The following is a 25,422-nucleotide window of genomic DNA, read 5'->3' on the forward strand; positions in this document are numbered from 1 at the left end:
GCCGCTGGGCATGTAGACGGTGCCCGAGGAGAGCGAGATATCGACATCGTTGCCGTGGAAACCGACGACGCCGACCGCGTCGCGTATCGGCGGGATGCGGCCGGCGGTGTCGAATCGCGATCCCTCGATCTGGAAGCGGCCGAACACCTCATCGGCCGAAAGCGGCACGCCGTTGCCGAGCCGGCCCGGCACCACCTGGAACTGAAGGTTGGCGTCGACGACACGGCCGCCGAACAGATTTGCCAGCACCCACAGCCGGGCATTGCGCGCCGAAAACCACGGCCATAGCTGCTTGACGTGAGAGACCTGCATGTCGTGGATGTTGAACGCCAGATTGATCCCCGGCACTTTGCCGTCGACGAACGCCACGGCGGCGGTGCCAAGCACCTCGCCGGAGCCGGCGGACCGAAGCGCGATCTGCTCTGCGACCAGTTTGTGGCTCACCGTGTTGTAGACACCGGCGATCCGGGCGAGGAAGGTGAGCGCCGGCTCGGGCGACTCCGAAGGCGCAAGCGACGATCCGTCGCTGGTCAGGTCGTAGCGATAGGAGGGCTCTTCACCCACCGCTCCGCTTGCCGGCTTCGGCCCGATCGAACCGGCGAAATCGAATGTCGAGCGGCCGGTCTTCAGCAGCAATCTGTCGACCTGGACCTTGTTGCTGCCAGCAACCAGCGTCGCATTGATATCGACGTCCGCCGGCAGCAATCCTCGCGTGCCGAGATCGAGGACAGAGCCCGTCGATGACAAAGCGGCCGTCAGCCGCGATGCGTTCACGCCGAACCCTTCCGATCCCGTCAGCTTCAACGCGACGGGTCCCAACTTGCCGGCAGCGGCCGCGCCGGTGTCGGCCAGATCGACGCTCGCATCCAGCGCCGTGACCCGGTGCGCCGCGATATCACGGGTGGCGGTAGCGGCAACCGTAAGCGTCCTGCCGTCGATGTCTGCCTTCGAGGAAAACTGCATGCCGCCCGGTCCCGACTGCACGACGGTGGCGTCGGTGATCTTGACGAGCTTGATCGCTCCGGTTTCGGGCAGCACGAATTCGACATTGCGAAGATCGATGCGACGCAGCGAATCCTCCCGCACGGCATCGAGTGCGTGGTTGATGTTTCCGAACACCGCGGCGGACAGCTTCTCCGGATCGATGAGGCCGTCCGCATTGCGCAGGCCGGCGGTCCAGTCGCCGCCTGACGGCATCGCCGCCACGACGATGCGGGCATCCGAGATCCTGGCGCTGGTCAGCCGCACATCTCCCCACAGCAGCGGGAACAGACGCACGCCGAAGCGCACGCGGCCGGCATCGGCCATCGGCTTGCCGTCTGATGTCTTCAAGCTGACGTCGCTGACCTGAAGCGCGATGAAACTCGAACCGTCGAGCGTGATGCGGGCAGGCCCGACCGCGACATTGACATCGACGCCCGCCAGTTTCTCAAGCGCCGTTTCCGCCTCGGCGCGAAGCCGGTCGGCTCCGATGCCGGAGGCGCCAACCAGATAAACGAGCACGGCGGCCAGCAGCACGAAAGCGACCAGACCGGCGAACAGTCGCGACAGGATGCGAAAACCGCGTCCGATCGACGCCTGACCAAGCGGCGGCACACGGCAGGCGGACGGAAAGGTCCCCAGGTCGGTGATCTCATCACGCCTGAACCGGATCTTCTCGTGCTGCGGTCGCTCCTGATCCACGCAATTTTCCGTTGTACGAACTCGATCGTGGACGAATCCCCGTCCGACACTATATCGGTGTGGCTTCGCGCGTAACCTCAAACAAGGGCATCGGTATGGCTGACCTCGACGTAGGCGATCTTGCGCCGCAATTTGACCTGCCGCGGGACGGCGGCGGATCGGTCAGCCTTGCCGCATCGTCCGGCAAGCCCATCGTGCTCTATTTCTATCCGCAGGACGACACAACAAGCTGCACGCAGGAGGCGATCAGCTTCTCGCAGTTGAAGCCGGAGTTCGAGAAGGCCGGCGCCGTGGTGATCGGCCTGTCGCCCGACCCCGTCAAGAAGCACGACAAGTTCAAGTCGAAATACAATCTCACCATCGACCTCGCCGCCGACGAGGAGCGCAAAGTGATCGAGGCCTACCATCTGTGGGTCGAGAAATCGATGTATGGCCGCAAGTATATGGGCGTCGAGCGCGCGACCTTCCTGATCGGCCGCGACGGACGGATCGCCAGGATTTGGCGCAAGGTCCGCGTCAAGGGCCATGCCGAAGAGGTACTCGAGGCCGTTCGAGCGCTTTGAGGTTTGCCGGCGAGGCTGGCCCAGGTTCCCTTGCAACCTTACGCACGCCTGGCGGGCAATCGCTGTGAGCAAGCTATCGCTGCAAGCCTTTGTTAACCCTAATAATGTGTAATCAAGCTGTCGTGGTGTCGTAAACGAAAGCTTGGTCCCGTGAACGCAACCGGTCAGTCCGCAGTCTTCGGCAAGCGTAAGGAGCCCCATACGGTCATCATCGCCCGGGGCAACGAGATCAGGCATTTTACGATCCGACCGTGGCTGGCGGCCTTTATCGGCTCGGCGCTGGCCGCCATTGCCGTCGGCTACCTCATGGCCACCTCCTATCTCGTGCTGCGCGACGATTTGATCGGCGCCACAACGGCGCGTCAGGCGCGCATGCAGCAAGCCTATGAAGATCGCATTTCGGCGCTTCGCGCCCAGGTCGACCGCATCACCAGCCGGCAGTTGCTCGACCAGCAGCTGATGGAAACCAAGGTCAGCGAACTGCTTGAACGCCAGAGCCAGCTGAGCCAGCGTCATGGCCGCCTTGGTCCGCTGCTCGAACGCGCCGAGAGCGAAGTCGGCGCAGCGCCGGCCGAAGATCCGGCAGCGGCTGCGAAGCCGGACAAACGCGCCGAAGTGACCGGCAGCATCAAAGAGCCCGCGCGGAATTATGCGGTCGCCAGCCTGAGCGCCGATCTCGGCGCCGGCGACACAAGGCCGTTCTCGCTGTGGTCAACCCGCTCCGATCCGCTGCCCAATGATTCAGCCGCCGATCGTGCCGACAAGCTCTTCGTCTCGATCAACCAGTCGTTGAAATCCATCGAGAGCGATCAACTGACCCGCATCAGCACGCTTGCCGACAATGCCTATAAGAGCGCCGATGCCATCACCCAGGCGCTCGAGGCGGCCGGACTGCCCGTCGACAGCGACTTCGGCAAGGGCGACAGCGACGTCGGCGGACCGCTGATCCCGCTCGACAGTTCGATGATGTTCGACAGCAAGGTCAAGGAGCTGGACGAAGCGCTGGACGCGCTCGACCATCTCAAGAAAGAAGCGCGCCAGCTGCCGCTGACCAATCCGGCTCCGGGTCACTCCGTCACCAGCCCGTTCGGCGTGCGCACCGACCCTCTCCTTGGCACCGCCGCCCTGCATTCCGGCATGGATTTCAGGGCGCCGATCGGCATGGCCGCAAAAGTCACGGCGCCCGGCACCGTCACCAAGGCAGGCTGGAACGGCGGCTATGGCCGCATGGTTGAAGTCGACCACGGCAATGGTTTTGCGACACGTTACGGGCATCTCAGCGAGATCGACGTGACCGTCGGCGAGAAACTGGACGCCGGCGCCGTCATCGGCAAGACCGGTAGCAGCGGCCGCTCGACCGGCCCGCATCTGCACTACGAAGTCCGCCACAATGGCGAAGCGATCGATCCCTTGCGCTTCCTCACGGTCGGCAAGAAGGTCGCCCAGTATCTGTAAGCGATCCCAGGCTCCTGCCCCATGCGCCGATGACCATCATGATGGCTGACTAAGGGCCTCCCGTCGACAGAAACGCCGTCGCTGCCGCAACCAAGGTGGTCGCGCCGACCTTCAACGCGGCCTCGTCGATACGAAACCGGGCGTGATGGAGCGGAAAGACCGATCCGATCTCCTCGTTCCGGATTCCCAGCCGAAAATAGACCGAAGGACGTTTCTCGCTGTAGTAGCCAAAGTCGTCCGCGATCGTCCATCCGGGCGTGTTGAGGACGTTGTCGGCACCGATGCAGGCCTTGGCGCTGGCGGCAATCAGCTCTGTCATCTCGACATCGTTGACGACGCCGGGTTCGCCCTTGTGGATGTCGACCTCGACACGCGCGCCGTGGCTCGTCGCCATACCCGCGGCTATCGTACGAACGCGGTGCCAGGCCCGCTCGCGGGTTGCATCGCTGCCGCTGCGGATGGTGCCTTTCAACGTGACCCTGCCGGCGGTGACATTATATGCGTTGCCGCCATTGATGGCCGTGACGGAAATCACCAGCGGATCGTACGGATCGGTCTCGCGCGAAACGATCTTCTGCAATTCGCTCACCAGGGAGCAAGCCACGGCCAACGCATCGACACCTTCATGCGGTTTCGCCGCGTGTGCCGCCGAGCCGATGACGGCCACATCGAACGTGTCACAGGCCAGAGTGTAGGGACCGGAGCCGACGGCGATCTTGCCGGTCGGTGTGTACGGATCGACGTGGACGCAGATGGCGGCGTCGATGTCGTCGAGAAGCCCCTCTTCCACCACCCGCTTGCCGCCCGACGGTTCGTCCTCCTCCGCCGGCTGGAAGATCAGGCGAACGGTACCGCCAAAACTGTCCCGCGACTGGTGAAGATGCGCGGCCACCGCGAAAGCCATCGATGCATGGGCGTCGTGACCGCAGGCATGCATCACACCTGGATTCGTCGATGCATAATCGACACCGGACTCCTCCTCGATCGGCAAGGCATCGATGTCGGCGCGAATGGCGATCTTTCGATTTGACGGCCTGCCGGCGCCGACAATATCGACGGCAAGGCCAAAGCCGGCGACGTCGCGAATGTCGACGATTCCCTGATCCACCAGCATCTGCCTGAGGTAACGCTGCGTGCCGGCCTCCTGGTTCGAAAGCTCGGGATTGCGGTGCAGATGGCGACGGACCTCGATCATCCGGTCGAGAATTCCGGCGTCGATATCGGTCGTCACGGTTTTCGCAACACCACCCGCCGTGGCCGAACCCTCAGGATTTGACATGGATCTCTCGCGGGAACTTCGTCAGGGTCTCGTGGCCGGTTTCGGTGACCAGGATGGTCTCGCTGACCTCGATGCCCCAGCCGTCCATCCACATGCCAAGGATGGAATGAACGACGTTGCCCGGTTCAAGCACCGTCTTGTCGCCCGGCCTGAGGCTGATCGTGTGTTCGCCCCAATCCGGCGGATAGGCGACGCCGATGGAGTAGCCGATGCGCGATTCCTTCTTCAGTCCATAACGCTGGATGACCTTGCGCCAGGCAGCTTCGACCGCTTCGGCAGTCGTTCCCGGCCTGACCGCGTTGAGCACCGCGTCCATGCCCTCGATCACCGCTTTGGCGGTATCCGAGACATTTGTCGGCGTCTTGCCAAGCTGCATGGTCCTGGCGAGGCCGGCGGCATAGCGGCGGCAAACACCGGCAAGTTCCAGCGCAATCGTCTCGTTTTCTCCGAACCGCCTATCGCTCCACATGATGTGCGGCGCCGAGGCATTCTCGCCACCGAGGATTGTCGGCGGAAGTGCTGTGATGTCGCCGGCAAAATCCGGGCTGCCCGCGATCTGCGCCGCCTGGATGGCGGCGATGGCGTCGCATTCGCGAACGCCCGGCGCGATCACCTCGAAGGCTCGCGTGACGGCAGCTTCGGCGAGCGTCGATGCCTTGCGCAAATAGGCGATCTCCGGCGCCGATTTGACCGCCCGGATCCAGTTCACCAGCAGGTCGGCATCGTGCCATTTTGCATTGGGAAGTCCGGCGACAAGCCGGGCGTGCGCCTTGGGGGAGAAATAATAGGCTTCGAGTTCGATGCCGATACGGCGACTCCCCCAGCTCTTGGCGACAATCCAGTTCGCAATCCAGTCCATGGGATGGCGATCGCCTCGCTGGACATGGTCTTCCGGAAAGCCGACCACGTTTTCCGGTTTCATCCAGGCTGTCAGAAGACCGCCGGCCGCATCCATGGCGCGCCCGATCCAGACCGGCTCGACCTCCTCGATTGGAACCAGCACCATTTGCGGCGTGTAGAACGACCAGCCGTCATAACCGGTGATGTAATGCTGGTTGGCAACGTCGTTGACGACAAGAAGCTCGAGACCGCGCTTGGCCATCTCGGTGCGGATCTTGCGAAGCCGCTGTCGGTACTCGTCGCGGGCAAACGGCAATTCGATCATCTTTGCTCCATGCTTTGTCATCAACGGTCGCGGGTTCGCTCACCATTGAAGAGGTTTCGCCATGGCGGCAATCGGCCAGGGCGGCGTGTGGGCAGGTCCTGAACCGGGTACGTCCATACCCGGCCTTCCCAAGATTTGTGTTTCACTATCATTTATTTTTGAATTCCATTTGACTGAATAAATAAGCGGTGCCAAGCTATCCTCTCCTAAGGGGCGCAAGGCATGGCACTGCGGGGGACCAATCAGGAGTTCGGGCGGCCATACAACCGGCGCATCGTGCTTGAGTCCATCCGCCTGCACGGGCCGATCGCGCGCGGCGAGATCGCCCGGCGCGTCGGCCTCACCGTCCAGACCGTATCGACCATCGTTCGCGAACTGGAAGATCAGGACTACATCCTGTCGCTGCGCGAAGAGCCGAAGGGGCGCGGCCTGCCGCCGGCGACGCTCCGGATCAACCCCGAGGGCGGCTATGCCGTCGGCATCCACATCACCCCGCTTGGTATCAGCGCCGCCTTGATCAATCTGAGCGGCGACGTGATCGAGAGCATCTACCGCGAAGCGCCGAACGCGACGCCGGACCACGCCTTCGAGTTGATCGGGGCGATGGTGGTGGAATTGACCAGACTGCGGGCTGGCGGACGGGTGCTGGGCGTCGGCATGGCCCTGCCCGGCCCCTTCGACGTGGAGTCCATGAGTTTCGTGGGGCCGACCACCATGACCGGCTGGAAGGACGTGGCGCTGCGCGAACGGCTGGCGGCCTCCACCGGATTGCCGGCCTTCTTTGAAACCGATATGGCCGCGGCCGCCATGGGCGAGCGCCTCTATGGCCTCGGCGCCCAGTTTTCCGAATACTACTATCTCTATTTCGGCGTCGGCCTTGGCGGCGTCATGGTTCATGACGGCAGCGCCTTGCGCGGCGCCTGGGGAAATGCCGGCGAGATCGGACACATTCCCGTCATTCCCGGCGGCGAAGCCTGCCCTTGCGGCAACAGCGGCTGCCTCGAAAGATATTTGTCGCTCGAGGCGCTCCGGCGCTGGAACGGCAGCGAGGCCGAATGGGTGGCCGAAGTCGCGCCGATCTTTCACAACGCCGTCGCCGTCATCGAGAACCTGTTCGACCCGGAGACGGTCATCCTCGGCGGGCTGGCATCCACCGACCTGCTCGAAATGCTGGCTGGTTCGGCCGCAGGCCTGCACAACTCCGTCTCGGCCCGCAAGGACCGCACGACGCCCAGGGTCGTGGTCGCGCGCGGCGGACAGCATTCCGTGCTGCGGGGCGCCGCCGCCCTGGCGGTTTCCGGGGTTCTGTCACCTCGCTTCGGGCAGATGTTCGCGGCCGAACGCGAACGCGAGCGCGACCTTCTCAAAGGCAGGGAGATTGCGGCATGAGTGAACCCCTGCTGGTGCTCGACAACGTGACCAAGAACTATGGCGCGATCGAAGCGCTCAAGGGGATCAGCTTCTCGATCGGCAAGGGCGAGGTCGTGGCGCTGCTGGGCGACAACGGCGCCGGCAAATCGACACTGGTGAAGATCATATCAGGCGGACTGGAGCCGACATCGGGCCGCATGCTGTTCGAGGGCAAGGAATTCCTCGCCAAATCACCGGCCGAGGCCAAGGCGGCCGGCATCGAGACCGTCTACCAGGATCTCTCGCTGTGCACCAATGTCGACGTGGTCGCCAATTTTTTCATGGGCCGCGAGATCACCCGCAAGTTTCTCGGCATTCCCGTGCTTGACGAGCGCGCCATGGAAGCCGTCGTCGGAAAGGCGCTGGCCAATGCCGGCACCCGCATTCCCTCGCTGCGCGCCAATGTCGAGCACCTTTCGGGCGGCCAGCGGCAAGCCATCGAACTCAACCGCTTTGTGCACTGGGGCGGCAAGCTGGTGCTGCTCGACGAACCATTCGCCGCCCTCGGTGTCGAACAGACGCGGCGCGGTCTCGACATGATCCGCCAGGTGGCCAATCAGGGCATCGGCGTCGTCATCATCACCCATATCATGCAGCAGGCTTTTCAGGTCGCCGACCGGATCGTGGTGATCCGCCAGGGCGTCGTGGCCGGCGATGTCGCACGCAATAAAACAAGTCCCGACGCGGTGATCAACATGATCACCGGTGAGACGCTTGCCGGTGCCGGACCGACAGGCTGAGGGACAAAAGAGGGGTCCGGCTTAAGAGGAGCGAACGACATGAAGCGAATACTTCTTGCTGTCTTCGGTATCCTTGCACTGGCCTTTGCCACGCTCACGCCGGCATTCGCCCAGTCCAAGGGTATCGTCTACTATATGGTGCCGACCCTGCTGGACGAGTTCCAGACCGGCTCGGTGAGCGCGCTGGAACTGTTCCTGAAGCAGACCGGCTACGAGATGAAGACGCTGAACGCCGACAACAAGACCGACGCCCAGCAATCGCAGATGAACGACGTCATCGCGCTGAAGCCGGCGGCCATCATCCTGGCTGCAGTCGACTTCAATGCGCTGAAACCGTCCATCGAAGCCGCGCGCGCCGCCGGCATCCCGGTGGTCGAGTTCGACCGCCAGATCACCTCGACCCCGTCCGACTTCACCTCTGTCGCCGGAACGGTCGAGATCGGCTACGTCGCCGCGGATCAGGCCGAGAAGCTGCTGAAAGCCAAGAACGGCTCGGTGAAGGGCAAGGTTCTGCAGGTGCTCGGCGATCCCGGCGATCCCTACACGCTCGACATCCAGAAGGGTTTTGAGGAGAAGATGAAGGCATTTCCGGACGTCAAGATCATCTCGCTTCCGGCCATGCAATGGGAAGCCAGCAATGCCGGCACAATCGTTGCCGACCAGATGCTGGCCAACCCCGACATCGACCTGATCTTCAGCCATGCCGCGCACCTATCGGTCGCCGCCGTCGCCTCGCTCGAGGCGGCCGGCAAGAAGCCGGGCGACGTCATGCTGATGAGCTCGAACGGCGCTCCGGTCGGCCTCGACCTGATCCGCAAGGGCTGGCTCAACGCCGAAATCGAGCAGCCGCTTTACGCGCAGGCCGCGGCTGTCGCCATGTTCATGGACAAGATCGTCAAGAAGCAGGAAATCAAGCCCGGCGAATACGACGTGCTCGGCCTGAAATCGACCGTGACCAAGGAAGCCTGGGGTCCGAACATCAAGATCCCCGGTGCAGCGATCACCAAGGAAAACGTCGATAATCCGGCCTTCTGGGGCAACCAGAAGCCGCCGACGGACACCGTCAAGTCGGTCGAATAGTCATCTGAAAGCGCTCCGGGCCGTAGCGGCCCGGAGCCTGCCTTTTCACAACGCCGCGTCCGAAAGGATGCCGTGGCGAATCTGAATCCGCGCCTGAACCCGACGAAATCGAGTTGATTTCGCGGGGGCGCCAACCGGATCAACCCATGAACCCGCGCACACGCAAAGCCCTGGAGTTCGTACTCGACAACCTCGTCTGGTTCATGCTGCTGTTCGTGCTGGTGGTCTTCTCCATCTTCGTCCCGAACTACTTTCAGCTCGGCATCTTCGCCAATATCATCGAGGCTTCGAGCGTGCTCGGCGTCATGTCGATCGGCCTGGCGCTGGTGATCATCGCCGGTCACATGGATCTGTCGGTCGAATCCGTCGCAGCGCTCAGCGCCATGGCGGTCGGCATCCTGTTTTGCTCGTCGGGCATCGGCATGGGCGTGCAGCTGCATCCCGAGTGGCTGATGGTTTCGGTTTCGCTGCTGCTGGCGCTGGCAGTCGGCGGTCTCATCGGCGCCTTCAACGGCTATCTGGTGGTCAAGGTGAAGATGAGCGCCTTCATCATCACGCTGGCGTCGTACATCTGGGTGCGCGGCCTCGTGTTGGTCGTGTCGGGCGGCCGCTCGGCGCAGGACCTGGCGCCGGCCATCCGCTGGTTCGGCATCCAGCGCCTTGTCGGCCTGCCGCTCACCGCCTGGATCGCGGTTGGCTGTTTCGTGGTCTTTTCGCTGATCATGGCCAAGACGCCGTTCGGCCGGCATCTGGTGATGATCGGCGGCAACGAGACGGCGACCTTCCGCGCCGGCATCCGGGTTAACCGCAATCTCATCATCGCCTTCGTGCTCGCCGGCGCCATCGCCGGCCTCGCTGGCTGGCTGCTGGCGATCCGCACGTCGGGCGCCACCGCCAATCTCGGCGTCGGCTTGCTGTTCAACGCCTTCGCCGCGGTCGTCATCGGCGGCGTCAGCCTCAAAGGCGGCGTCGGCACCCTCCCCGGCGTCTATGCCGGCGTGCTTTTGCTCTCGGCCATCAACACGGCGATCAATTTGATGGGCCTGCCGGCCAATTTCACCCAGGTGATTCATGGCCTGCTGGTGCTGGCCGCGGTGCTGCTCGACGCCTTCAAGCAAACCATTCGCCAAAGACTCGCATGACAGGACGGCTCGCATGACAGGACGGCTAAAAGACAAGGTGGCGCTCATCGTCGGCGCCGCCCGCGGCATCGGCAAGGGCATTGCGCTCCGCTTTGCCGAAGAGGGAGCGCGGCTGGTGCTCGCCGACACCGAAGTCGAGGCCGGGCAAGCGACCGCTGGCGAGTTGGGCGTCCCCTTCATCCGCACCGACATCTCGCAAATGAGCGACGCCGAGGCCGCCGTGGCGCTGGCGCTGAAGCAGCATGGCCGTCTCGACATCATCGTGCAGAATGCCGGCATCTATCCCTGGCAGCTGATCGAGAACACCAGCGCCGACGACTGGGACCGCGTCATGGCGGTCAATCTGCGCGGCACCTTCAATGCCAGCCGCGCGGCCCTGGTGCCGATGAAGGCGCAACGCTTCGGCCGCATGCTCTACACCTCCTCCATCACCGGTCCGCATGTCACCAGCCCGGGCCATGGCCACTATTCGGCCAGCAAGGCCGGCATCAACGGCTTCATCCGCGCCGCGGCACTGGAATTCTCCGGCTACGGCATCACCGTCAACGGCGTCGAGCCCGGCAACATCCTGACCGAAGCGATCGAGCTGCATCGCGGCGAGGCGTTCATCAAGAACATGGAGGATTCCATCCCGCTTGGCCGCCTCGGCAGCCCGCGCGACGTCGCCAATGCCTTCCTGTTCCTCGCCTCGGACGATGCCAGTTACATCACCGGCACGACCATCGTCGTCGATGGTGGGCAGTTGCTGCCCGAAGGCAGCGATTTCCGGCTCGTTCCGCCATGATCATCGATTTCGGCGATGGCTTCTTCCTGCGCCAGGCGACCGAGGCCGACCATCCAGCACTTGCCATGATCTGCCTCAAGACCGGTGATGCCGGCCAGGATGCAACCGGTCGCGAAGACGCTCCGGATCTGTTGGGCCAGATCTACACCATCCCCTACCAGGTGCTGGAGCCCGACCTCGCCTTCATCGTCGATGGGCCAACGGGCGCCGCGGGCTATCTGCTGGGTGCAAAAGACACAAAGGCTTTCAATGCCGGCTTGGCCGCAAAGTGGTATCCGCGCCTTCGCGCGCAGGTGACCGATCCCGGACCCGACCGCGCACGCTGGAGCGGCAGCGACTGGGCTCGCCACCAGATCCATCATCGCGACTTCACCATTCCGCCGGCCTTGGCTGCCTACCCTTCGCACGGTCATATCGACCTGTTGCCGCAAGCGCGTGGAAAAGGCATCGGCCGGCGGGCAATGGCTTTTCTCGAGCAAAGGCTCGCCGCGCTCGGATCACGCGGGCTTTGCCTCGAAGTGATGCCGGACAATCACAACGCGCTGCGCTTCTACAGGGCCATCGGATTCGCAGTGTTGCGGGAGCCGGGATTGCCGGACCACAGCATCTATGTCGCCAAACGGCTGACAACCGCACCGGAGATCGTGCGCACCGGAGATCGTGTGAATGGTGGGCGATGACGGGCTCGAACCGCCGACATCTTCGGTGTAAACGAAGCGCTCTACCAACTGAGCTAATCGCCCGCTCCGGGCCGGACCTTTAAGCGGTCAGGGTCCGCTTCGCAAGGCCAAATGAGCGCAGGACGCCCTGGTTGGATGCCGGTTTTGCCAACAAAACGCCGGCTGTCAAAAAACCTTCTCCTGTTTGCTGTTATGATGGTTTGGTGCGCTTGACACCCGGTGGCGAACCCCTTATCCAGCGCCCCAACGACGAACACGGCTGACACGTGTTCGCCATGCGCGGGTGTAGCTCAGTTGGTTAGAGTGCCGGCCTGTCACGCCGGAGGTCGCGGGTTCGAGCCCCGTCACTCGCGCCATTTCTCTCAAGGGTATCAAGCCCTTGGCTTTGGAGAAATGTCGACATTGATTGTCAAAAATGTTGTCTTGCAAGGACCTGAGGTCCAAGAGACCTGAGGTCACTCAGGTCCGTTCGGCCCGTGCAGACGTCTTGCCGCGCAAGATCATCCTCTCGCCAGCAGCGCCTCGACCTCCTGCAGCGTCGGCATGGATGGCGCAGTTCCTGGCCGGGTCACCGAGATTCCGGCGACGGCGCAAGCGAAGCGCACCGCCTGCAGCGGCTCCACGCCCCTCGAAAGTGCAGCGGCAAGCCCGCCATTGAAGGCATCGCCTGCCCCCGTGGTTTCGACCACCGGGCCGGCGCTGACGGCTGGAACGTGGTCGGAGCGATCTTTCGAGTGCAAAAGCGCGCCCTTGTCGCCGAGCGTGACGATGACTGTGCCGACCCCCTTTTTGAGCAGACTGTCGGCGGCCGCTCGCGCCTCGTCGACCGAGGACACCTTCATCCCGGTCAGTTCCTCCGTCTCGGTCTCGTTGGGTGTGAAGTAGTCGCAGAGCGTGTAGATGCGGTCGGGAAGCTTTGCCGCAGGGGCCGGATTGAGGATCGTCGTCACCCCTGCCCTACGCGCGATCTCCAACGCCCGCATGGCTGCTTCGATCGGCTGTTCGAGCTGCGTGACAAAGACGCCGGCATTGCTGATCAATGCGGCATTGGCTTCGATATCGGCTGGAGAGATCAGCATGGCAGCACCGGGGCTGACGATGATGGCGTTGTTGCCGGTCGTCTCCTCGACGAAGATGTAGGCCGCGCCGGTGTAGCTTTCCGGCGTATCGATGACGGCATCCTTGACGCCCGCCTGCGCCCAGGTCTGCCTGGCCATGTCGGCGAAGGGATCGACGCCGAGGCGGGTGAGGAAGGTGACGTCGGCGCCGAGCTTGCCGGCGGCCACCGCCTGGTTCGAGCCCTTGCCGCCGGGACCCAGCGCGAAGGATGTGCCGAGGATCGTTTCGCCCATGCGCGGCTGCCGCTGCGCCCTGTAGGCGGTGTCGGCGACGAACACACCCAATATGACGACCGGCTTGCCCGAAGCCATGCCGCTACTCCGCATCCGGCGGCACGACGCCCTTGCGGAAGGCGAAGCAGCCATAGAAGCGGCGTTCGCCGGTCTGGATGACACAATAGGCTTGTTTGGCGCGCTCGTAGAAGGCGTAGCGCTCGACCGCGATCATCGGCCACGACTTGCCCTCGGCCTTATCGACTTCCTTCTGCACTTCCTTCTGCACTGCAGGAATCTCGTCCGGCTTGTCGACGATTTCCATGCGCGCGGCCGAATCGTCGACGAACGTGTCGAGCGGGTAGAGCGACAGCACCGCCTTGACCACTTGCGCGGCCGAGGCATCGATGCGCAGCACGCGGCCGAGCGCCGTCTGGCGCGCCACCGAATCGGACGGAAAATTGGTGTCGGCGATGATCAGATCATCGCCATGCCCCATTGCCCGCAATGCCTGCAGCACGTCGGCATTGAGCAGCGGGTTGATGCCTTTGAGCATGGTATTCCTCGTGAGTTGGGATCAGAGACGCTTGCCGGTCTCTGCGTCGAAAAGATGGATCTGGTCGAGCCTTGGCTTCAGCTTCAGCGTATCGCCCGGCTTGAAGTCGTGGCGCTCGCGAAACAGCGCCACCATCTCGCCTTCGCCGAAGCGCAGGAACACCAGCGTTTCCGAGCCGGTCGGCTCGACCACCGAAATCTTCGCCGGCACGCCGTCGGGATGGATCTCGAGGTGCTCCGGTCGCACGCCATAGACGACCGCTTGACCGTCCTGCGCGGCATTGCCCGATCCGATCGGGAACAGCGTGCCTGCGATGTCGACACCGGGCTTGTCGCCCTTGCGCATGGTGCCCTTGAGCAGGTTCATCGAAGGCGAGCCGATGAAGCCGGCGACAAACAGGTTGGCCGGGCGGTCGAACAGTTCCAGCGGCGCGCCGACCTGCTCGATGCGGCCGTCGCGCATGACAACGATCTTGTCGGCCATGGTCATGGCCTCGATCTGGTCGTGGGTGACGTAGATGGTGGTGGTCTTCAGCCTCTGGTGCAGTTCCTTGATCTCGGTGCGCATCTGCACGCGCAGCTTGGCGTCGAGATTGGACAGCGGCTCGTCGAACAGGAACACCTGCGGATTGCGCACGATGGCGCGGCCCATGGCCACGCGCTGGCGCTGGCCGCCGGAAAGCTGGCGGGGATAGCGCTTCAGATAGGGGTTGAGGTCGAGGATGTCGGCGGCGCGCTTGACCCGCTCGGCGACCACGGCCGGATCGGTTTTCCTGAGCTTGAGCGCGAAGGCCATGTTCTGCTCGACCGTCTTGTGCGGATAGAGCGCATAGTTCTGGAACACCATGGCGATGTCGCGCTTGGCCGGCGGCAGATGATTGACGACGCGGTCGCCGATGGCGATCGTGCCGGCGGAGACGGTCTCCAGCCCGGCCACCATCCTGAGCAGCGTGGACTTGCCGCAACCCGAGGGGCCAACCAGCACCACGAACTGTCCGTCTGCGATGTCGACGCTGACTTCGTGCAGAACCTTGACCGTTCCAAAGGCCTTGGCCACCTTGCTGATCGCGACTTGCGCCATGTCTCCCCCATCGGCTCCATTAGCCGTAGGCGCAGAAGCTAACCAACGCGACCTGCCAGGGCAAGTCGGTCCCTTATAGATAAAAACCCGCTCTCGTTGACACGGCGTTGGGTTGTGAGAATAGTGGCAGGCGCTGGTCAAAATGTCGGTGCCCGATCCGCAATCGGAACTTCAATCGACGCAGGGTGGGGTCCTGCCTAATTCGTTTCCGAAACGGGAGCATCGTTGGCGCTCCGGCGTCCGACAGTTGGCCGATTTATTCACACTGATGTTCTGGGAGGAATAGGCGATGAGAACGGGTCTTTACGACAAACTGGTTCGAGCCGGCGCCACAAGGCGCGACATATTGAAGGGTGCGGCAAGCATGGCCGCGATCGCAGCCGCATCCGGCGCCGGACTTGGCGCCTTGACGCGCCCGGCCTCCGCGGCAAGCGAATTGCGCACAAAAATCCTGCAGATCCCCGGCGTCGGCAAAGGCCAGCCGACGGACGCCGATTTCCAGAAGGTCGGTGAACTCTGCCTCGAAGCCACCAAGGCCAATGTCAAGGAAGGCGAATTCGCCGGCGTCGAGCTGACCTTCATGGGTCTCAACAACCAGAACCTGCACAATGTGCTGTTCCGCGGCTTCCTGAAGCCATGGGAGACCTATACCGGCGCCAAGATCAACTGGATCGACCTGGCGCAGGCCGACTACAACGCCCGCCTGCAGCAGTCGATCGCGACCGGGACCGTCGACTTCGACATCATCGAAATGGGCGCGCCGTTCGAAGGCGATGTCTGCGGCAAGGGCCTGACGTCGGAAATGCCCGACTGGGTCAAGACCCAGATCGATTTCGACGATCTGGTCAGCTATCTGAAGCCGCCGGTCGGCACCTGGGACGGCAAGCAATACCGCGTGACCGTCGACGGCGACGCGCACAACTTCAACTACCGCACCGACGTGTTCGCCGATGCCGACCTCGCCAAGGCCTGGAAGGACGGCGGCGGCGAAGGTGAATGGGGCGTGCCGAAGACCTGGCAGCAGGTTCAGGCGGTGACCAAGTTCCTGAAGGGCAAGAAGCTCAAGGACCAGGACGTCTATGGCTATCTCGACGCGCCGAAGCCCTGGGGCGGCTTCGGCTTCTATTTCCTTGGCAGCCGCGCCACCGCCTATGCCAAGCACCCCGACGACAAGGCCTGGCTGTTCGACGCCGACACGATGAAGCCGCGCGTCAACAATCCGGCCTGGGTGCGCGCCATCCAGGACGTCATCGACGCGCTGCCCTCCGAACCCGCCGACCAGATCAACGCCGATCCGAACACGACCGCCTTCCAGCAGTTCCTGGCCGGCACCGGCTCGATGGTCACCTGGTGGGGCGACGTCGGCTCCAACGTCAAGACCAACGACTCTTCCGTCGTCGGCGACGTCACCGGCTTCTCGATCCTGCCGGGCTCGGACGATGTCTACAATGCGAAGACCGGCGCCTGGGACAAGCTCGCCAGCGGCCCGAACTATGCGCCCAACTGCGCCTATCTCGGTTGGGGCGTCTATGTCATGGCCCGCGTCGATGCCGACGAAAAGAAGAAGAAGGCGGCATGGTCCGCTGCAGCCCATCTCGGCGGCAAGGACCTGTCGATCTGGACGGCGATGTATCCGTCGGGCTTCCAGCCTTACCGCAACTCGCATTTCGACATTCCCGAATGGGTGGCGGCCGGCTACGACGAGGCCTTCATCACCTCCTACCTCAAATCGGAATCCGACAGCTACAACCATCCGAACGCGGCGATCGAGCCACGCATCCCCGGCATCTTCCAGTACTACAGCGCCGCCGAGGACATCCTGGCCAACACTTTCGCGGGCAAGATGAAGGCGCAGGAAGGCGCCGACGCCATCGCGGCGGCATGGGAGAAGCTGACCGACCAGATCGGCCGCGACAACCAGATCAAGCTCTACAAAGCTTCGCTCGGCATGTAGGCTGGCCTATGAACCGTGGTCCGGCGGCAACGCCGGACCACTTTAGACAGGCTCCGGCTCCTCGAGAGCCTTCAAACGGGCGAGATTTGTGGCTGACCAGACATCGACCGCGAACCCGTGGCCGGCAGATGCCGGCACTTCCGATCTGATCTCTCCAGGCCGTAAACGCCTTGGCTGGGCGCTGATGGCCGTTGCGACGCTTGGCCTGCTGGCGACGATCGTGCTGGAGATCCTCTACAAGGGCAGCCCCGATACGATCGGCTTCGAGACCTGGCGCCCCGTCGTCTATGCCTATGTGCTGTGGGGCGTGGCGATCGGTGTCGGCCAGGTGCTGACGCGCGGCGAAGACGGCCAGCGTGCCCTGTTTCTGCTGCCGGCGCTGCTGTTCACCATCGCCATGGTGATCTTCCCGACGCTGTTCGGTTTCTACATCGCGCTCACCGACTGGAACCTCAGTTCCTTCAGCGGCCGCCGGTTCAACGGGCTCGACAATTTCTGGCAGATGCTGGGCGATCCCTACTACCGCAACGCGCTGTTCAACATGGTGCTCTACGTGCTGGCGGTGGCGGTCGAATATGTCATTGCCTTCGGCTTGGCGCTGCTCCTCAATGCCCAGATCCGGGCGCGAAAATTCTTCCGCGTCGTCTTCCTGATGCCGCTGATGCTGTCGCCGGTCGCGGTGTCGTGGATGATCGGAAAATCGCTGATGGAATACAGGTTCGGACCGGCCGCAACGCTGGCGCGCCATCTCGGCTGGGAAAATCCCGCCTTCTTCTCCGATCCGATCATCGCGCGCATATCGATCATGATACTGGATGCCTGGACCTTCATTCCGTTCATGATGATCATGCTGCTGGCCGGGCTGCAGGCGATGTCGCGCGAGGTGCTCGAAGCCGCACGCGTCGACGGCGCCAATGCGTGGCAGACCTTCTGGCAGGTCACCTTCCCGCTGATGCTGCCGGTGTCGGTGACGGCGGTGGTCCTGCGCATCATCTTCAAGCTGAAGCTTGCCGACATCATCATCACCGTGACGTCCGGCGGCCCCGGCGGCGCCACCGATTCCGTGTCGAGCTTCATCTACCGCGAATACCGCGACCGCTCGAATGTCGGCTACGGAACCATGCTGGCGATGGCCTATCTGGTGATCATCGTCGTGTTCGTCACGTGGTTGTTGAAATTTGCCAACCGTTTTGTCCGCAATGTCAATTAAAGCAAGATGGGGGTGAATTGAGCCCGATGAGCGTTCAGACCACCGAATATGTCGCCTCGGAGATCCGCTCGCCGGCGAGCTTCCTCGCCAGCCGCGTCTTCATCTATGGCGCGCTGGCCTTCTGGGCGTTCATCTGCCTGTTCCCGATCTATTGGACGATCACGACCTCGTTCAAGACCGCAGTCGACGTCACGCAAGGCCATCTCATCCCCTTCGTCGACTTCCAGCCGGACTGGAAGGGCTGGCGTTCGCTCGGCCTGTCGCCGGACTCGATCTTCCAGACCTCGACCGTGCGCGAGGAGTTCCTCAAGCGCTTCATGAATTCGGTGATCACCTCGGTCGGCGCGTCGAGCCTCGCCATCATCATCGGCAGCCTCGCCGCCTACGGGCTCACCCGCTATCGCTACCATTTCGCCTGGTTCAAGAACGAGGACATCTCGTTCTTCTTCCTGTCGCAGCTGATCCTGCCGCCGGTGGTGCTGGCGCTGCCCTTCCTGGTGCTCTACCGCGAGGTCGGCCTGCTCGACACGCGCATCGGGCTGATCCTGCTCTACACGCTGATGGTGCTGCCGATCGTCATCTGGATCATGCGCGACCAGTTCAACTCGATCCCGGTCGAGCTCGAGGAAGCCGCCCTTGTCGACGGGCTGTCGATCTGGGGCGCGTTCTTCCGCATCGTCATGCCGATCGCGCTGCCGGGCATGGTCGCCGCCTTCATCCTGGCGATGGTGCTGTGCTGGAACGAGTATTTCTTCGCCGCCCTTTTGACCTCGACCGACGCCAAGACAATTCCCGTCATGGTGGCGAGCCAGACCGGCTCGCAAGGCATCAACTGGTGGTCGATGGCGGCACTAGCGATGGCGGCCATCGCGCCGCTCGCCGTCATTGGCATCGCGTTGGAGCGCTATCTGATCATGGGCATGACCGCGGGCGCGGTGAAGTAGCATGGCGCCCTCTTACCTTGGGAGAAGGAAGAACCGCGCTAGGGCCTTAGAATCATCCGCAGATGATCCATGATCATGGCCACGCCCTTCTGCCCGAGCTCGGCCGAGGCGTCCTTGGCACTCGCCGTATACCAGCCGGTATTGTCGGCGAAGTGATTGGCATCGACAGCCTCCGGGCATAGCGCCAGCATCAGCGAGGTCTCGCCGATGCCGGCATGGTCGAACGGGTACTTGCCGTTCATGTCAGCCGACATCAGCGGATGCACCTGCACCCAGTTGAAGAAATTTTCACCCGCCGCGTGTCCTGAATAATAGTCCGCCATCGCCTGCGACCCCCACCAGCCCTCGCCGCGCTCCTTTTCGAGGAAGCGGAAGATCGCCTGGCGGCCGGCGGCCTTGAACGCCAGATCGGTCGGCATGCCGGCGACAAAGTTCTCGGTCTGGTGGTGGATAATGGCGTGGATGTTGCGGAAGCCGATGCGCAGCAGGCTGTAGAACAGTTCCTCGCCGAACGGCGCCAGCGCGTTGCCGCCGACCTGCACCGAGCCGCTGCCTTCCGGCGGCGCCACCGCATAGCTTGCCGCACCGTAGTAGAAGGGCGGCAGGATGACGACGTCCTTCTCCTTTTCGAACAGCTCCAGCGTCTTGATGACGGCCAGCGTGTCCATGCCGACGGCCATGTGCTCGCCATGGTATTCCAGCACGCCGAGCGGCAGAGCGACCGGCCAATTCTCGGCGATCGCCCTGCGGATCTGGTGTGGCAGCATCAGTTCATAGCGCATGATCTATTCCATGTTGGTGTGGCGGGCGCGCATGGCTTCGGGCGACGCGCCGGTCAATTCCCTAAGCTTCAGCACCATCACCTCAAACAGCAGGAACAGCGCGCCTTCGAACACCGAGCCCATCGGCAGGACCGATGTTTTTTGCGCCCCCTGATCGTTGGCCATGGTCTGCGCGGGAATGAGCAGCGTGAAGTCGGCAAGCCTTGCCGCGCTGCCTTCGGCCTGGGCGGTCAGCAGGAGATTGGTTGCACCTGCTTGGCGCGCGACCTGCATCAGGGTCAGCACGGTCGAGGTTTCTCCCGGCCCGGAACTGACCAGGAAGACATCGCTCTGCCCCAGCGGCGGCGTGTTCATGTCGCCGACCACGGAAACCGGCAGGCCCAAATGGTAGAGCCGCATGGCAAAACCCTTGACCTGCAAGGCCTCGCGGCCGCAGCCATAGACGACGATCTGTCGCGCGCCGGCCAGCATTTTGCAGGCGGCGTCGATCCGGCTTTCGTCGATGCGTGCCAGCACGCCACCCAGCTCCTCAAGTGCGGTCTCGAACAGGCTTTTGCTCTTGTCGCTCACCGCAAACCCGCCATTGAAAAATCACCTTGGTATTTGCCCGCTCTTGCTGCCACGAACAGCTTGATTTCGTTCATGCTAGCAACCGCGAAAATGCGTGTCCAACGCGCAGCTATGCTTTTGCCTGATCACAGGCGTGATAGTGTCATGTCAGACAAATCAGGCGAGGCAAACAGCAGGATATGAAGACACGGCATTTCGACCGCATCGGCAATGGCGGCATCAGTTTCACCGAGCTCGGCTTCGGCGCGGCGCCGCTCGGCAATCTCTACCGTGCCGTCTCCGACGAGGACGCCAACGCCACGCTGGAGGCCGCCTGGGCGACCGGCTGCCGCTACTACGACACCGCGCCGCTCTATGGGCTCGGCCTCTCGGAAACGCGGCTCAACCCGTTCCTGCGCGGTAAGAAGCGCGCTGACTATGTGCTGTCGAGCAAGGTCGGCCGCATCATGCGTGCCTGCCCGCCCGAAGAGCGCACCGGCATCGGCAAGTTCTTCGACACGCCATCACGCCGCGAGGTGTACGACTACAGCTATGACGGTGTCATGCGCTCGTTCGAAGCCTCGCTTGAGCGCCTCGGCGTCGATCGGATCGACATACTCTTCGTGCACGATGTCGACATCTTCACGCATGGCAGCAAGGAAGCCTCCGACCGGCGCATCGAGGAGTTCATGCGCTCGGGCTATTACGGCCTGCTGTCGCTGCGCGACCAGGGCGTGATCAAGGCGTTCGGCGGCGGCATCAATGAATGGCAGGTCGCGCAGACGCTGGCTGAGCGCGGCGACTTCGATCTGTTCCTGCTGGCCGGGCGCTATACGCTCTTGGAACAGGAGGCGCTGACGTCCTTCCTGCCGCTCTGCCAGGCACGCGGCATCGGCATCGTTCTCGGCGGACCCTACAACTCCGGCATCCTCGCAACAGGGCCGAAGCCCGGAGCCTACTACAACTACTCCGAAGCGCCGAAGGACATACTCGAACGGGTCGCCGGGATCGAGAACGTCTGCAAGCGTCATGGTGTCAGGCTGATCGAGGCCGCCCTGCAATTCCCGCTGCTGCATCCTTCAGTCGTTTCGGTGATCCCCGGTGGCCAACGGCCGAGCGAGGTCGAGAGCAATCGCTCGCTGCTCGATGCGAAACTGCCCGCAGCACTTTGGACGGATCTCAAGGAGGAAGGTCTTATGCGCACTGATGCGCCGACCGCATAAGCCGGCCGCGTCGCGTCAGCGTCGGGCACCAAAATGAAAAGCCGGGCAAGCCCGGCTTTTCTGGTCGCATGAACCAACGTAGGGCACCAAAATGAAAAGCCGGGCAAGCCCGGCTTTTCTGAGGTCTCTGAAAAGAAAAAACGCTTAGTTGACTGCGTCCTTGAGGCCTTTGCCGGCCGAGAACTTCGGCACGGTACGCGCCGGGATCTTCACTTCGGCGCCGGTCTGAGGATTGCGGCCGGTCGAGGCGGCACGCTTTGACACGGTGAAATTGCCAAAGCCGACAAGCCGGACATCGCCGCCCTTCTTCAGTTCGCCGGTGATCACGGAAAATACCGCATCGACCGCCGACTGCGCGTCACCCTTCGAAATGCTCGCGGCGTCGGCGACAGCGGACACCAGTTCGTTCTTGTTCATAAAAATTCCCTTCCATGAGAACACCGGAACTATCGACTCATCCGGCAGGAAACGGACTTTAGAAAGAAGCGCTCCCGCAACCAAGTCGAAAAGGCAGGAAAAAAGCGGAAAAAGCCCGGAATTCCGGGGTTTTTCACATGAAAAAGCCGGGCGTCAGGCCCGGCTCTCCGTTTGTGCGCTGCAACCTCGACGAAAACCAACGCATGGCCCCGAAAACCGTAGCCGGTTTGCGGCAAGGGCCATGCGCAAGTCTGGGCGTTAGAGCGTCCTTTGTGCGTCCAGATGGACGCCCGGCGCTCTAATGCGCCAGGGACTTTCCAGCGTCGTCGGCACTGTCTGTCGCAGCCGGCGGATTGACCGGCTCGACCCATTCGATCGGCTCCGGCATACGCACCAGCGCGTGGCGCAACACCTCGCCGACACGTGAGACCGGAATGATCTCCATGCCGTTCTTCACATTGTCCGGAATCTCCGCCAGATCCTTGGCATTGTCTTCCGGGATCAGCACCTTCTTGATGCCGCCGCGCAGTGCGGCGAGCAGCTTCTCCTTGAGCCCGCCGATCGGCAGGATGCGGCCGCGAAGCGTTATCTCGCCGGTCATCGCCACATCCGCCCGGACCGGAATACCCGTCAGTACCGACACAATAGCTGTCGCCATGGCAGCACCTGCAGACGGGCCGTCCTTCGGCGTGGCGCCTTCCGGCAAGTGCACGTGGATGTCGCGCTTGTCGAACAGCGGCGGCTCGATGCCGAAATCGACGGCGCGCGAGCGGACATAGGAGGCCGCCGCCGAAATCGATTCCTTCATCACGTCGCGCAAATTGCCGGTCACCGTCATGCGGCCCTTGCCGGGCATCATGACGCCTTCGACCGTCAGCAGCTCGCCGCCGACTTCCGTCCAGGCGAGTCCGGTAACGACACCGACCTGATCGTCAGCCTCGACCTGACCGAAGCGGAAGCGTTCAACACCGAGGTAATCGGCGAGGTTCGCCGCCGTGATGTTCACCGTCTTCTTCTTCGTCTTCAGGATCTCGGTCACCGCCTTGCGCCCGAGCTTCATCAGCTCGCGCTCCAGGCTTCTGACGCCCGCTTCACGGGTGTAGGTCTGGACGATGGCGCGGATCGCGTCCTCACCGACGGAAAACTCCTTCGGCTGCAGCGCGTGATCGCGGATCACCTTAGGCATCAGGTGCCGCTTGGCGATCTCGATCTTCTCGTCCTCGGTGTAGCCGGCGATACGGATGATCTCCATGCGGTCCATCAAGGGCGCCGGGATGTTCAGCGTGTTCGCCGTCGTCACGAACATGACGCTCGACAGATCGTATTCGACCTCGAGGTAGTGGTCCATGAACGTCGAGTTCTGTTCCGGATCGAGGACCTCGAGCAACGCCGATGACGGATCGCCACGGAAGTCCTGGCCCATCTTGTCGATCTCGTCGAGCAGGAAGAGCGGGTTGGACTTCTTGGCCTTCTTCATCGACTGGATGACCTTGCCGGGCATCGAGCCGATATAGGTGCGCCGGTGGCCACGGATCTCGGCCTCGTCACGCACGCCGCCCAGCGCCATGCGGATGAACTCGCGTCCAGTCGCCTTGGCGATCGACTTGCCGAGCGAGGTCTTGCCGACACCGGGAGGGCCGACGAGGCACAGGATCGGCCCCTTCAGCTTCTTCTGGCGGCTCTGCACGGCGAGATACTCGACGATGCGCTCCTTGACCTTGTCGAGGCCGAAATGGTCGGTATCGAGCACGTTCTGCGCGAAAGCCAGGTCCTGCTTGACCTTGGAGTTCTTGCCCCACGGGATCGACAGGATCCAGTCGAGATAGTTGCGCACGACCGTCGATTCAGCCGACATCGGCGACATCGTCCGGAGCTTCTTCAACTCGGCTTCCGCCTTTTCGCGGGCCTCCTTGGAGAGCTTGGTCTTCTTGATGCGCGCCTCGATCTCGGCGGCCTCGTCGCGGCCGTCCTCGCCTTCGCCGAGTTCCTTCTGGATCGCCTTCATCTGCTCGTTCAGGTAGTACTCGCGCTGCGTCTTCTCCATCTGGCGCTTGACACGCGAGCGGATGCGCTTCTCCACCTGCAGGACGGAGATTTCGGCTTCCATGAAGCCCATCGCCTTTTCCAGCCGCTCCTTGACCGAAAGCGTGGCCAGCATCTCCTGCTTCTCGGGGATCTTGATGGCGAGATGCGAGGCAACCGTGTCGGCGAGCTTGGAGTAGTCGTCGATCTGGCTGGCAGCACCCACCACTTCGGGCGAGATCTTCTTGTTCAGCTTGACGTAATTTTCGAAGTCGGTGACGACCGAACGCGCCAGCGCCTCAACCTCGACCTCTTCCTCTTCCGGCTCGACCAGCGCCGCGGCGCGGGCCTCGTGGAAATCGGGACGGTCGGTGAACGAGACGATTTTCGCACGCGAAGCGCCTTCGACCAGAACCTTGACGGTGCCGTCGGGCAGCTTAAGCAATTGCAGCACATTGGCGAGCGTGCCGATGTCGAAAATGGCATCGGGCTCGGGATCGTCATCGGCGGCATTCATCTGGGTGGCAAGCAGGATCTGCTTTTCCTGACCCATCACCTCTTCCAGCGCCTTGATCGACTTCTCACGCCCGACGAAGAGCGGAACGATCATGTGCGGGAACACCACGATGTCGCGCAGTGGGAGAACTGCGAAGACGCCGTCGCTGGGTGCCTTGGATACTTTGGCCATTGTCCAACCTTTCATGTCGCGGCCGCTAATTGAGCCAACCGCGAATCTTATATTAACGACCGGGGATCGTTCCGCCTACCACCGTTTGTGACGGGAGTTTTACAGCACAGAAATCGGGCACCTCGGCCTTCTCCAGTTAGTTGGATGCACGACCCCCAAAGATCAAGGGGCGTGTCCAAATCCGCACTCCCAACCCGTCCGCGAGTGACACATTTGCGACGCCAGCCCGTACGCCGCGCAAAACCGCTGTGCGACAGCAAAACGGCGCCTTGCGGCGCCGTTTCAGAATTTCGCTGCGGGCTCATGTCAGGCGCTGACATTGCCCTTCTTTTCCTTCTGCTCGGAGTAGATGTAGAGCGGCCGGGCACTGCCGGTCACCACCTCCTCCGAAATCACCACTTCGCGCACGCCTTCGAGTGCGGGAAGCTCGAACATCGTGTCGAGCAGGATCGCCTCCATGATCGAACGCAGGCCGCGCGCGCCGGTCTTGCGCTCAATGGCGCGCTTGGCGATCGCCGAAAGAGCGTTCTCATGGAAGGTCAGGTCGACATTTTCCATCTCGAACAGCCGCTGATACTGCTTGACCAGCGCGTTCTTCGGCTCGGTCAGGATCTGGATCAGCGCCGGTTCATCGAGATCTTCCAGCGTCGCCAGGACCGGCAGACGGCCGACAAACTCAGGGATG

General features: G+C 62.8%; 21 protein-coding genes, 2 tRNA genes and 2 pseudogenes. 13 read left to right on the forward strand and 12 right to left on the reverse strand.

Features of this window, described 5'->3' with window-relative positions; all coding sequences use genetic code 11:
- A pseudogene (locus EN955_RS23320) lies at positions 1–1,683 on the reverse strand (hypothetical protein); the annotation flags it as partial.
- Positions 1,684–1,778: 95 nt separating this feature from the next.
- On the opposite strand from EN955_RS23320, the gene EN955_RS23325 reads away from it, so the two are divergent.
- Both EN955_RS23325 and EN955_RS23330 read left to right on the forward strand, forming a co-directional pair.
- Positions 1,779–2,246 (forward strand): peroxiredoxin, encoded by a 468-nt coding sequence (locus EN955_RS23325; RefSeq protein WP_023810305.1) that lies wholly within the window; start codon positions 1,779–1,781, stop codon positions 2,244–2,246.
- Between the two features lie 150 nt (positions 2,247–2,396).
- Positions 2,397–3,701, forward strand: coding sequence for a M23 family metallopeptidase (locus EN955_RS23330; protein ID WP_024504580.1), 1,305 nt, complete (start codon positions 2,397–2,399; stop codon positions 3,699–3,701).
- Between the two features lie 49 nt (positions 3,702–3,750).
- On the opposite strand, the gene EN955_RS23335 is transcribed toward EN955_RS23330, so the two are convergent.
- Both EN955_RS23335 and EN955_RS23340 read right to left on the reverse strand, forming a co-directional pair.
- Positions 3,751–4,980: an amidohydrolase gene (locus EN955_RS23335; RefSeq protein WP_024504581.1), complete on the reverse strand. Its 1,230-nt coding sequence runs from the start codon at positions 4,978–4,980 to the stop codon at positions 3,751–3,753.
- Positions 4,967–6,145 carry a M24 family metallopeptidase gene (locus EN955_RS23340; RefSeq protein ID WP_024504582.1) on the reverse strand — a complete coding sequence of 393 codons (1,179 nt, stop codon included), beginning with the start codon at positions 6,143–6,145 and terminating at the stop codon, positions 4,967–4,969. Before EN955_RS23340 ends, EN955_RS23335 begins: the two co-directional genes overlap by 14 nt.
- A gap of 222 nt (positions 6,146–6,367) precedes the next feature.
- On the opposite strand from EN955_RS23340, the gene EN955_RS23350 reads away from it, so the two are divergent.
- The 6 genes from EN955_RS23350 to EN955_RS23375 all read left to right on the forward strand — a co-directional run bounded on the left by EN955_RS23350 (position 6,368) and on the right by EN955_RS23375 (position 11,981).
- On the forward strand, positions 6,368–7,534 hold the full coding sequence (locus EN955_RS23350) for an ROK family transcriptional regulator (RefSeq protein WP_024504583.1): 1,167 nt from the start codon (positions 6,368–6,370) through the stop codon (positions 7,532–7,534).
- Positions 7,531–8,295 carry an ATP-binding cassette domain-containing protein gene (locus EN955_RS23355; RefSeq protein ID WP_013532175.1) on the forward strand — a complete coding sequence of 255 codons (765 nt, stop codon included), beginning with the start codon at positions 7,531–7,533 and terminating at the stop codon, positions 8,293–8,295. The genes EN955_RS23350 and EN955_RS23355 overlap by 4 nt, the downstream gene beginning before the upstream one ends.
- A 39-nt stretch (positions 8,296–8,334) precedes the next feature.
- Positions 8,335–9,375: a sugar ABC transporter substrate-binding protein gene (locus tag EN955_RS23360; RefSeq protein WP_013532176.1), complete on the forward strand. Its 1,041-nt coding sequence runs from the start codon at positions 8,335–8,337 to the stop codon at positions 9,373–9,375.
- A gap of 146 nt (positions 9,376–9,521) precedes the next feature.
- A complete protein-coding gene (locus tag EN955_RS23365; RefSeq protein ID WP_024504584.1) occupies positions 9,522–10,517 on the forward strand; it encodes an ABC transporter permease in 996 nt (331 codons plus the stop codon).
- Between the two features lie 13 nt (positions 10,518–10,530).
- The gene (locus EN955_RS23370; RefSeq protein WP_013532178.1) at positions 10,531–11,301 is read left to right on the forward strand and encodes an SDR family NAD(P)-dependent oxidoreductase; all 771 of its coding nucleotides are present in this window, start codon (positions 10,531–10,533) and stop codon (positions 11,299–11,301) included.
- Positions 11,298–11,981, forward strand: coding sequence for a GNAT family N-acetyltransferase (locus tag EN955_RS23375; protein ID WP_024504585.1), 684 nt, complete (start codon positions 11,298–11,300; stop codon positions 11,979–11,981). Before EN955_RS23370 ends, EN955_RS23375 begins: the two co-directional genes overlap by 4 nt.
- Here the strand turns inward: EN955_RS23375 and EN955_RS23380 are convergent.
- A tRNA-Val gene (locus EN955_RS23380) sits at positions 11,969–12,044 on the reverse strand. The two genes, EN955_RS23375 and EN955_RS23380, sit on opposite strands and share 13 nt — an antisense overlap.
- A gap of 216 nt (positions 12,045–12,260) precedes the next feature.
- On the opposite strand from EN955_RS23380, the gene EN955_RS23385 reads away from it, so the two are divergent.
- Positions 12,261–12,337, forward strand: a tRNA-Asp gene (locus EN955_RS23385).
- Between the two features lie 144 nt (positions 12,338–12,481).
- Here EN955_RS23385 and rbsK read toward each other — a convergent pair.
- Genes rbsK through ugpC form a run of 3 tightly spaced genes read right to left on the reverse strand, consistent with a single transcriptional unit; the run spans position 12,482 to position 14,948 of the window.
- Positions 12,482–13,411 (reverse strand): ribokinase, encoded by a 930-nt coding sequence (gene rbsK, locus EN955_RS23390; RefSeq protein ID WP_024504586.1) that lies wholly within the window; start codon positions 13,409–13,411, stop codon positions 12,482–12,484.
- A gap of 4 nt (positions 13,412–13,415) precedes the next feature.
- Positions 13,416–13,868 carry an RbsD/FucU family protein gene (locus tag EN955_RS23395; protein WP_013532181.1) on the reverse strand — a complete coding sequence of 151 codons (453 nt, stop codon included), beginning with the start codon at positions 13,866–13,868 and terminating at the stop codon, positions 13,416–13,418.
- 21 nt (positions 13,869–13,889) lie between these two features.
- Positions 13,890–14,948, reverse strand: a complete 1,059-nt coding sequence (gene ugpC / locus EN955_RS23400; RefSeq protein ID WP_024504587.1) for a sn-glycerol-3-phosphate ABC transporter ATP-binding protein UgpC — start codon at positions 14,946–14,948, stop codon at positions 13,890–13,892.
- A 289-nt stretch (positions 14,949–15,237) separates the two neighbouring features.
- Here ugpC and EN955_RS23405 point away from each other — a divergent pair, with 289 nt between their 5' ends.
- The 3 genes from EN955_RS23405 (at position 15,238) to EN955_RS23415 (ending at position 19,056) form a co-directional block, all read left to right on the forward strand.
- Positions 15,238–16,902, forward strand: coding sequence for a sugar ABC transporter substrate-binding protein (locus tag EN955_RS23405; RefSeq protein ID WP_013532183.1), 1,665 nt, complete (start codon positions 15,238–15,240; stop codon positions 16,900–16,902).
- 88 nt (positions 16,903–16,990) lie between these two features.
- A complete protein-coding gene (locus EN955_RS23410) occupies positions 16,991–18,112 on the forward strand; it encodes a sugar ABC transporter permease (RefSeq protein ID WP_024504588.1) in 1,122 nt (373 codons plus the stop codon).
- 26 nt (positions 18,113–18,138) lie between these two features.
- Complete coding sequence (locus EN955_RS23415) at positions 18,139–19,056, forward strand: carbohydrate ABC transporter permease (RefSeq protein ID WP_024504589.1); 918 nt, start codon at positions 18,139–18,141, stop codon at positions 19,054–19,056.
- Between the two features lie 38 nt (positions 19,057–19,094).
- Here the strand turns inward: EN955_RS23415 and EN955_RS23420 are convergent, their stop codons facing one another.
- Positions 19,095–19,838: a creatininase family protein gene (locus EN955_RS23420; protein WP_024504590.1), complete on the reverse strand. Its 744-nt coding sequence runs from the start codon at positions 19,836–19,838 to the stop codon at positions 19,095–19,097.
- 3 nt (positions 19,839–19,841) lie between these two features.
- Entirely contained in the window at positions 19,842–20,408 is a 567-nt protein-coding gene (locus EN955_RS23425; protein ID WP_024504591.1) for an SIS domain-containing protein, read from the reverse strand.
- Positions 20,409–20,587: 179 nt separating this feature from the next.
- Here EN955_RS23425 and EN955_RS23430 point away from each other — a divergent pair, with 179 nt between their 5' ends.
- Positions 20,588–21,610 (forward strand): aldo/keto reductase, encoded by a 1,023-nt coding sequence (locus EN955_RS23430; protein WP_024504592.1) that lies wholly within the window; start codon positions 20,588–20,590, stop codon positions 21,608–21,610.
- 144 nt (positions 21,611–21,754) lie between these two features.
- Here EN955_RS23430 and EN955_RS23435 read toward each other — a convergent pair whose 3' ends face one another.
- The 3 genes and pseudogenes from EN955_RS23435 to EN955_RS23445 all read right to left on the reverse strand — a co-directional run.
- On the reverse strand, positions 21,755–22,027 hold the full coding sequence (locus EN955_RS23435; RefSeq protein ID WP_006201846.1) for an HU family DNA-binding protein: 273 nt from the start codon (positions 22,025–22,027) through the stop codon (positions 21,755–21,757).
- Positions 22,028–22,325: 298 nt separating this feature from the next.
- Positions 22,326–24,737 carry an endopeptidase La gene (gene lon / locus EN955_RS23440; RefSeq protein WP_013532189.1) on the reverse strand — a complete coding sequence of 804 codons (2,412 nt, stop codon included), beginning with the start codon at positions 24,735–24,737 and terminating at the stop codon, positions 22,326–22,328.
- A gap of 306 nt (positions 24,738–25,043) precedes the next feature.
- Positions 25,044–25,422, reverse strand: a pseudogene (locus EN955_RS23445) (ATP-dependent Clp protease ATP-binding subunit ClpX); the annotation flags it as partial.

Source organism: Mesorhizobium sp. M7A.F.Ca.CA.001.04.2.1 (assembly GCF_003998485.1).
Classification (GTDB): Bacteria; Pseudomonadota; Alphaproteobacteria; order Rhizobiales; family Rhizobiaceae; genus Mesorhizobium; species Mesorhizobium ciceri.

Coding starts and splice junctions, on each gene's coding strand:
- EN955_RS23325 (WP_023810305.1), top strand. CDS start 1,779: ATGGCTGACCTCGACGTAGGCGATCTTGCGCCGCAATTTGACCTGCCG.
- EN955_RS23430 (WP_024504592.1), top strand. CDS start 20,588: ATGAAGACACGGCATTTCGACCGCATCGGCAATGGCGGCATCAGTTTC.
- EN955_RS23375 (WP_024504585.1), top strand. CDS start 11,298: ATGATCATCGATTTCGGCGATGGCTTCTTCCTGCGCCAGGCGACCGAG.
- EN955_RS23420 (WP_024504590.1), bottom strand. CDS start 19,838: ATGCGCTATGAACTGATGCTGCCACACCAGATCCGCAGGGCGATCGCC.
- EN955_RS23335 (WP_024504581.1), bottom strand. CDS start 4,980: ATGTCAAATCCTGAGGGTTCGGCCACGGCGGGTGGTGTTGCGAAAACC.
- EN955_RS23355 (WP_013532175.1), top strand. CDS start 7,531: ATGAGTGAACCCCTGCTGGTGCTCGACAACGTGACCAAGAACTATGGC.
- EN955_RS23435 (WP_006201846.1), bottom strand. CDS start 22,027: ATGAACAAGAACGAACTGGTGTCCGCTGTCGCCGACGCCGCGAGCATT.
- EN955_RS23395 (WP_013532181.1), bottom strand. CDS start 13,868: ATGCTCAAAGGCATCAACCCGCTGCTCAATGCCGACGTGCTGCAGGCA.
- EN955_RS23365 (WP_024504584.1), top strand. CDS start 9,522: ATGAACCCGCGCACACGCAAAGCCCTGGAGTTCGTACTCGACAACCTC.
- EN955_RS23370 (WP_013532178.1), top strand. CDS start 10,531: ATGACAGGACGGCTAAAAGACAAGGTGGCGCTCATCGTCGGCGCCGCC.
- EN955_RS23350 (WP_024504583.1), top strand. CDS start 6,368: ATGGCACTGCGGGGGACCAATCAGGAGTTCGGGCGGCCATACAACCGG.
- EN955_RS23415 (WP_024504589.1), top strand. CDS start 18,139: ATGAGCGTTCAGACCACCGAATATGTCGCCTCGGAGATCCGCTCGCCG.
- EN955_RS23405 (WP_013532183.1), top strand. CDS start 15,238: ATGAGAACGGGTCTTTACGACAAACTGGTTCGAGCCGGCGCCACAAGG.
- lon (WP_013532189.1), bottom strand. CDS start 24,737: ATGGCCAAAGTATCCAAGGCACCCAGCGACGGCGTCTTCGCAGTTCTC.
- EN955_RS23360 (WP_013532176.1), top strand. CDS start 8,335: ATGAAGCGAATACTTCTTGCTGTCTTCGGTATCCTTGCACTGGCCTTT.
- EN955_RS23340 (WP_024504582.1), bottom strand. CDS start 6,145: ATGATCGAATTGCCGTTTGCCCGCGACGAGTACCGACAGCGGCTTCGC.
- ugpC (WP_024504587.1), bottom strand. CDS start 14,948: ATGGCGCAAGTCGCGATCAGCAAGGTGGCCAAGGCCTTTGGAACGGTC.
- rbsK (WP_024504586.1), bottom strand. CDS start 13,411: ATGGCTTCGGGCAAGCCGGTCGTCATATTGGGTGTGTTCGTCGCCGAC.